The 6,607-nt window shown below is 46.9% G+C and carries 6 protein-coding genes, 1 tRNA gene and 1 pseudogene; 2 read left to right on the forward strand and 6 right to left on the reverse strand.

The window, feature by feature from the left end; all coding sequences use genetic code 11:
* The first annotated feature begins 6 nt into the window (after positions 1-6).
* Together dnaQ and AACY98_RS13555 are read left to right on the forward strand one after the other, a co-directional pair.
* Complete coding sequence (gene dnaQ, locus AACY98_RS13550) at positions 7-735, forward strand: DNA polymerase III subunit epsilon (RefSeq protein ID WP_339805840.1); 729 nt, start codon at positions 7-9, stop codon at positions 733-735.
* 19 nt (positions 736-754) lie between these two features.
* Positions 755-829 (forward strand) — tRNA-Val (locus AACY98_RS13555).
* 147 nt (positions 830-976) lie between these two features.
* Here AACY98_RS13555 and AACY98_RS13560 read toward each other — a convergent pair.
* The 6 genes and pseudogenes from AACY98_RS13560 to AACY98_RS13585 all read right to left on the reverse strand — a co-directional run bounded on the left by AACY98_RS13560 (position 977) and on the right by AACY98_RS13585 (position 6,596).
* Positions 977-1,768 (reverse strand): hypothetical protein, encoded by a 792-nt coding sequence (locus tag AACY98_RS13560; RefSeq protein ID WP_339805842.1) that lies wholly within the window; start codon positions 1,766-1,768, stop codon positions 977-979.
* Positions 1,769-1,811: 43 nt separating this feature from the next.
* Entirely contained in the window at positions 1,812-3,344 is a 1,533-nt protein-coding gene (locus AACY98_RS13565; RefSeq protein ID WP_339805844.1) for a hypothetical protein, read from the reverse strand.
* 21 nt (positions 3,345-3,365) lie between these two features.
* A complete protein-coding gene (locus AACY98_RS13570) occupies positions 3,366-3,776 on the reverse strand; it encodes a hypothetical protein (RefSeq protein WP_126977708.1) in 411 nt (136 codons plus the stop codon).
* 25 nt (positions 3,777-3,801) lie between these two features.
* On the reverse strand, positions 3,802-4,629 hold the full coding sequence (locus AACY98_RS13575) for a DUF2345 domain-containing protein (protein ID WP_339805855.1): 828 nt from the start codon (positions 4,627-4,629) through the stop codon (positions 3,802-3,804).
* Positions 4,609-6,261 (reverse strand): annotated as a pseudogene (locus tag AACY98_RS13580) (type VI secretion system Vgr family protein); the annotation flags it as partial. The pseudogene AACY98_RS13580 and the gene AACY98_RS13575, both read right to left, overlap by 21 nt.
* A 197-nt stretch (positions 6,262-6,458) precedes the next feature.
* Positions 6,459-6,596 (reverse strand): PAAR domain-containing protein, encoded by a 138-nt coding sequence (locus tag AACY98_RS13585; RefSeq protein WP_339805857.1) that lies wholly within the window; start codon positions 6,594-6,596, stop codon positions 6,459-6,461.
* Positions 6,597-6,607: the final 11 nt, after the last annotated feature.

The following is a 6,607-nucleotide window of genomic DNA, read 5'->3' on the forward strand; positions in this document are numbered from 1 at the left end:
GCACTTATGCGACAAATTGTTCTTGATACTGAAACAACCGGGCTGAATCCCCAGACGGGGGACCGGATACTCGAAATCGGCTGCGTTGAAGTACTTAACCGGCGCCTGACCGGCAATGACAGGCATTATTACATCAACCCCGAGCGCGAAAGCCATGAAGATGCCTTAAAAGTCCACGGCATTACCAGCGAATTCCTCAAAGACAAGCCATTGTTCAAAGACATTGTGAACGACCTGCTTGAATACCTCCAGGGCTCGGAACTGATCATTCATAACGCCGCTTTTGACGTGGCATTCATGAACAAAGAATTTGAGTTACTGGGACTACCGCCTATAGAAAAACTGGATGTGCGGGTGACTGACAGCCTGGCCATGGCAAGAGAGCTGTTTCCCGGCAAGCGTAACTCGCTGGATGCGCTGTGTGACCGCCTTGGTGTAGACAACTCCAACCGCACGCTGCACGGCGCCCTGCTGGATGCCCAGTTGCTGGCTGATGTCTATATCAACATGACCCGTGGGCAACATGCACTGGTCATTGATGATTCTGGCGACTACAGTGGCACTACGGGTCATGGCAACCCCAATGCAGCGGACCTTTCCGCTATTACCTTCCCTGTGATTATTGCTACGCCAGAAGAATTGCAGGCGCACCAAAAGGTTTTAGAAGAAATTGGCAAAGAATCCGGCGGAAAAGTGCAATGGGGGCTTGCATCTTCACCTTCGGCTGTGTCATAATTGCAGCTTCACCGAATTCGGGTGGTTAGCTCAGCGGTAGAGCACTGCCTTCACACGGCAGGGGTCACAGGTTCAAACCCTGTATCACCCACCAATAAAAACAACAAGTTAGGCCATCTTACGATGGCCTTTTTTGTTATGGTATGAAAAAAGTATGTAAAAGTGAACGCATTACCATGTGGATCGTTGTCACTTTTAATAAAGCCAGTGATGAAACAGAGTGCTTAAAAAACGGAATCGTTCATGGGGCATCTGCTTGCAATACATCACAGTAAAGCCTGCAAGTGCCTGACCGGTCATATACTGGTTTCTTGGGCTCACCAAAACGTTGTATTGTCCAAATCATAGAGCCATTCGGATATGACCAGAATGTATGACCTTCTATTTCTACTGGTTGTTCTTGCGCACAATCTCCTCTGAGATAAAGATAATCTCCTCCTTGTTTAATTGCAGAATAACTCTGGGCAATTTGAACAGCAGGACATATATGCTTGAAGTCATCACTCACAACAAACCCTTGCTCCACAATAGGGTCCTGTTTATCCGGATGAACAATGTAATACACCTTATAGCCGTTGTGACCCCACACAGGACTACCGTCTCTGTAAAACTCAGTGACGTAAGCACCATTCCAGGCTTTTCCAGCAACATCCAGAAGATTGCCTTTTGAATCAAACTCAAGAGCACCGAACGTCATTGCAGGATCAGAATAAATAGCCCGGAAAGGCCAGTTATCAGGCCTCACCTGATAAGCAGGGCCCTTCCCATCAAGTTGATTCCTTTGAAGTGCGCTTTGGGGCGGAGGTGTAATGTCGTAACAATCATCGTCCTCTTCTGGGCTTCCACACACTTCATCAAAGCCTTTAGATATATCCACTTCAATACATTCATTATCTGCATTGAATTTACAGTATTGCGGTGAAGCAGTTTCAGGAGCATCCTCAGCTTGTGTAAACGCAGAAAAAAGGATGAGGATAAATATAAGTGCACCGGAAAATAAGATGTTATTGTTACGTGATGATTGCAGTACCATGTTTAACCTTACCTTGCTATGTTATGAATTTCGAAATCCATGCTTATATTTGTTCCGTTCCCACGGTGAGGTGGATGTGATGTCTATGGGTATTATCTGTAGTGATAAAGCGCGTTGTATTATTGGCAATCCCTACCTGATTGTAGTTAAGTGTCCATGGCCCGCCAGTCCAGCCCAATTGTCCACCAAGTTTTCCTGTGGCAACATGATTTAGGATATTTTTAGAAAGCGTGATCCGTTTATCACGCGCTGTTGGTGCTGTTGTGCTGTTGGCACTCAGTGCTGTGGCAGGATTGCAATCTTCTCGTGTTCCGCCAATGCCATCACTGCGGAAGGTGATCTCAATTTCTTCATCTAGGTGTTTTCTTGGATCACTTACGCTGTGATAAGCAGGATTGGGCACCTGAATGATGCCTTTGGTGTCATTGAAATCCAGAGCTACCGAATAACGGTGGTATGTGGAGCCGATATGCGGTCTCCAAGCACTACCAATTTTTGAATAGGTCAAATTCAATGTTTGCATGGCACTAACCCAGTAATCCCATACATCTGGGTGGATACGCCTGATGGCTTCACTGGCTGTCATGTCGGTTTGAGACGAAAAAGACAATGTCTGTCTGGCTCCAAAAGTGCCGCCCTCATCAAAAAATATCTCTCTATCTCTGGTTTCTGTGCCAAAACGAAATGTCAGTCTTCTGCTATTGCCTGAAACTGTCATAGCTTCTCGATAAAAATTTTCCAGAATAGTGCGATGCGTACTATTTTGTACTCTGGTATGCAGGTGTCCATAAGCTCTGGAGCAATCAGACCACAACTGGAAAGTAATGCGATATGTATTTTCCGTTTGTGTCTGAAACGCTGCCGTTGCTGAACTGCGTGTTCTGGTTGTAAAGCCGCTTAGGGTCAGTGTAGATTGTGAATTCTGCTGTGTCAGTGTAATAAATGTCTGTCCAGTTGTAGGGTAAAGATTAGCTGCACGGCTTAAGGTATTTGGCAGATACGTCGTTACCGTGAATGGAGGCGTCAGCTTGTTGGTAGTCGCATCTGCTGCACAATTATTGGCAGACTCCACTCTCAGCCCAAAAAACGGCTGTACTTGGTGTGTGCTGGCAGTACCGTCAGTGTTCATATGATAAGGTATGTCAAATGTACTGTTAGCCTGAAACGTCAGTCTGGGTTCTTTGATATACAACCTGTAATACCCAATATTTTCTAAAGGTATAACTATCCCACCAGTGGTAGTAGACGTCTTAATCACTGTCCAACTGTCTGGCTGGCTAAAACTCGCATATACCAGCACATAGGGCAGCTTGGATGCTCCGGTAGTGCTGATCACTCCACCATCCAGGTTGTATGTTCCCACGTTGAGCTTCACTTTATATGTTGCATTCAGTACCACTGTATTGGTACAGCCTGTAGTGGTGGTGGTCGTGGTTACTGACTGAACGCCTACTGCAGGAGCGTTGGTTGTTGTTTGAGCCGCTCCGAAATTGTTCTGGTTATTGGCCGCTGCGGGTGCCCCTGCTCCTTGCTGCGGAGGTGTTGTTGCGACTGGTTCAACTGTAGGTGATCCCATAATTAAATACCTTTTTCCTGATTACTCAATAAGCCCTAACTGAAACGGTACTGCAACCGTATCAATCTGTGCTGTAATTTCTTTATTTTTACCGGCCTGTATTTGAAAATTACCGATATTTTTCCAGGTGCCGTCATCACGACGTACTTCTATTTCGACATTAAAAGACTTTGCGTCTTTCTGGATCAACCAGACTGGTTCTGGTAAGCCTGAAGGAATGAAATCATCATCATGTCCAATAAGGATCAGGGAGCCTCCTTCACCGTCACCAGAGGATTGCCCTTGATAAATTTCTCCATCGCACTGCAAGCGGTAATGCAAACTACTGATGGGTACATATTTGCCCATAAATACCAATGTAGCTACCCCAGCATGAACATGATCATGTGTGTGCTCTTCAGAACCGCTTGCAGTTGTTTCATGAGAGTCCATTGCTTATTCTCCATTCTTTCCTGTATCAGCACCCACAGCCAATTTCATCATCTTCAAGGATTCGTTCTGAGATGGTCCACTCACCTTGCCCTATAAATAGGGTAGCATTAGGCCCTGCATCGGTAACGGCTTCCATACCTTTACCAGCCATATCCGTGACGCCTTCGGCAAGGGTTTCCCCGTTTTGGCTGACAACTTTGTAGACAGCACCTGATATAGGCTTTTGATCAGCATCCAGCAGGTGAAGAACTCCGTGATATTGCCCAGTTTTCTGATAAGCAACCATAGCTTTTGGAAAATAAGAAAACTGTGTCTGATGGACATTAGGGCCAACAACATTAATGCCTGCCGTTTTGATTTCTAATGGACTACTGCTTCCAAGCTCTATCTTGCCATCCTTGAGTTTGATATAAGCTCCGCCACAAGTAAACAGCAATTCTTTTTGTGCAGCAATAGTTGTTTTACCTTTAGTACTGGTAATAACCAAATCATCTTGCGCAGTTAGCTCCATTTCTCCATGCTGTGCCTGCACTTGCACCTTGCCTTTATTAGCAATAAGTTTCATTCCTTCATCTACTGCGAGTAAAGATACTCGTTTTCCTGCTGCGACTGTAAAATTCTTTATTGAACTAACATCTGTATTCTGAGCTGAGGTAATCTGCACACCCTGTTCTGCGCTAACCTGAGCATTGGCGGGCGTGGTAACTGCTACCCCATATGGGCTGCTGACGAGAATACCTGGTGCCTGTAAATCTGTGTAAACCTTATTGAGTTGCTGCTCCTGAGCGTTGATGTCCGAAGGGTCTGCCTGCGCAGTCTGAGCGGCACGTTCAAGGTCCTGTGCAACAGTCAGTGCATTCTGTAACTGTACAATGGCCTCCTGCAGGTCAAGTTGCTTGCCCTGGGCATTCTGCCGTTTATCCGTGCTGATATACAGCCCCTTACCTGCCCTGATAGCTCCCCATTCATCGGTTCTGACTTCAAATCCATCTCCCCGGTGTTCACCACTGCCATCATCTTTCCTGGGATGAGTCAGATAACCCATGGTTAACTGAGTAACCCCATGAGTACTATGAAGTTGCGTTTTGATCTCTCCAGTGGTGTCATCAATCAACAGTTCGTTGTAGCCACCACCTTTGTGTTCTTTGCTTTTGACGGTCTGCTGGGTTTTGAGTGCGGGGAGTTTATAAGGAGTAGGATGGCTAGCATCATAGGCTCGTCCAGTAATAATGGGCTGATCCGGATCGCCATCAAGAAAGTCGACAATGACTTCTTGCCCGATGCGGGGTATGGCAATGTGGCCCCAGCCAGCTCCTGCCCAGTTCTGCGCCACACGGATCCAGCAGGTACTGTGTTCGTTATACTGCCCAACTCTATCCCATGGAAATTGCACTTTGACACGACCAAACTCGTCAGTGTAAATTTCTTCACCTTCTGGCCCGACAATATGGGCAATTTCAGGACCGAATAAATAGGGTCTGACAGGAACAAATGCTCTCCAATCAGCAGTGGCAAGTACAAGTTCAGCGATTTGTTCGTAGCTCGTACTTGCCTGCGCAGTTGCTGCCTCCTCTTCTGCGCTGGTATGTTGCTTTCCTCGGTGTTCAACACGCACCGGACGCCACATAGTATTAAGGTCACGTCTTGGGTGACCGGTGAGCTCAAAAGCTATACCTGGCTGGATACGGGCATCATCTCCTTGGACAATGGCAACCCTTTCATCTTTTCTTAAAGAACGCAGTCATGTATAAGTAAACGGTTCTCCAGCAGCATCCTGTTTATAGCAGCCAGGATAATCATATCTTTCATATGCGGTGGATTGTGTTGGCATATCACGTCCCACACTCACCTGTTGCTGGTTGTAGCGCGAGTTTTTGAAGGTGTAGTCTCTTTGGGTCTGGCGCGCGGTGCGGACTTTCTCCTGATAGGTAAACGTGCGAAGCGCGGGCTGCGGACGATCTCCAGCAGGTTTGGGCTGATAAAGAACGGTGCCTGATTGAAGTGCACCTAAAGTCTGAACGACGTCTGTAAGAAGTAGCTGATGGCCCCTCTCATTATGCTCAAAGCGATAAACAAACCCCTCTTCTGCAATAGCTCTTTGGAGAAATTCAAAATCAGTTTCATTGCCAGCCTGTACACAATATTCACGTTGCAAATGCATTTGCTCTGCTGTAAGAGAATAATTGCTGATCTGCGCTGATTTGAAAACTTCTGAAATTACCTCAGGAATAGTTTTTTGTTGAAAAATTCGCCAGTCAGAACCTAACTGCGTCCTGGTCAGAGCAGGTTCTACAACTGCAAAGTAACGCGTCCTTCTAAAGCCTGTGTCGCGCTGACTGAAGTTCGATATCAGTCCATGTACATGGCGTACAACAGTGCTGCCTTGCCAGATGGTGAAGAGTACCGGCTGATCCATCAGTTTGCTGAAGTCAACACTGGGGTCAGCACTGAGCAGTTCCACTTCAAGCACAAATGGGGTGTTCAGCGCTTCGGTAAGGGTAAATTCTACGACGTCAAACGCCCCATGTGCTCACTGGCGTCTTCTGCGCTGTTGCAGGCGGGTTCAAAGCTGAAGTGCAGGTCCGTTTGGGCCATGGCGATTCCTTTGGTGGCATTCAGATGGTGATAAAAACAAAGTGTTATCAGCCTGTATCAAGCTGATGACAATTTGTCTCTATCCTTTCATTCAACGGTCCATCTGGCGTCTCCTTCTATCAACGCGCCGCCATGGTCTGTGCTGTCTCCCAGGCGTGCTACAGGACGTCCGTCGTCAATCAGTACGGTGGGTGAACCGGTGATGATGGTGGCCCCGCAACTGATTTTGTCGCCCT

This window comes from Saezia sanguinis, assembly GCF_963921665.1.
In the GTDB taxonomy this organism is placed as follows: Bacteria; Pseudomonadota; Gammaproteobacteria; order Burkholderiales; family Burkholderiaceae_C; genus Saezia; species Saezia sanguinis.